Below are 521 nucleotides of genomic sequence, written 5' to 3'. Positions count from 1 at the left end.
CTCGACTACTCAATGAATTCATCCAGACCTGGGGAGCGACTTATCCAAAGTTGGCTGAACAATTGAGACTAAAAAAGAATCTTTTTTCATTTATGCATTTTCCCAAGGAAATACGGACATCCTTTTATACCAACAAACAATCAGAAGCCGTCAATAAACAAATAAAGCGGATCACAACAATAAAAGAACAGTTTCCCCATGAAGCCACTTAAGGAAAAACAGCCTATTGTTCTATTAGCGAGTATAACGCAAAGTTTGGACATCGGAAACATAAAGACTTTGGTAAAGCAACCTTTGAACTTCAATCTCTTTTGGATCAAAAACGACCAGTTAACGAGACGAAATTAAGAGAAGGTCTCACAAAGCCCCAGTATCTTAATGGAGTAAACTAGCACCCTTCGGTTGCTTCCCTCGAATTTTAGAGGACTTATCAATCCTACAGATCTAAGCGAATCCACATGGTATTCGAAAGATCATCTAAAATGCGAGGTTAGGATCGGAAATAACAGAAGTATTGATCT

Annotated in this window: 1 protein-coding gene; it reads left to right on the top strand. The window is 38.2% G+C overall.

Annotation, left to right across the window (positions count from 1 at the left end; all coding sequences use genetic code 11):
- Positions 1 to 212, top strand: a 212-nt coding sequence (locus ACQV2P_RS08675; protein WP_428894898.1) for a transposase, incomplete at its 5' end; no start/stop codon positions are given.
- Between the last annotated feature and the right edge of the window lie 309 nt (positions 213 to 521).

The organism is Facklamia sp. P12932, assembly GCF_050409545.1.
Lineage (GTDB): Bacteria > Bacillota > Bacilli > Lactobacillales > Aerococcaceae > Facklamia.
This window is presented reverse-complemented; position numbering and strand designations above follow the sequence as displayed.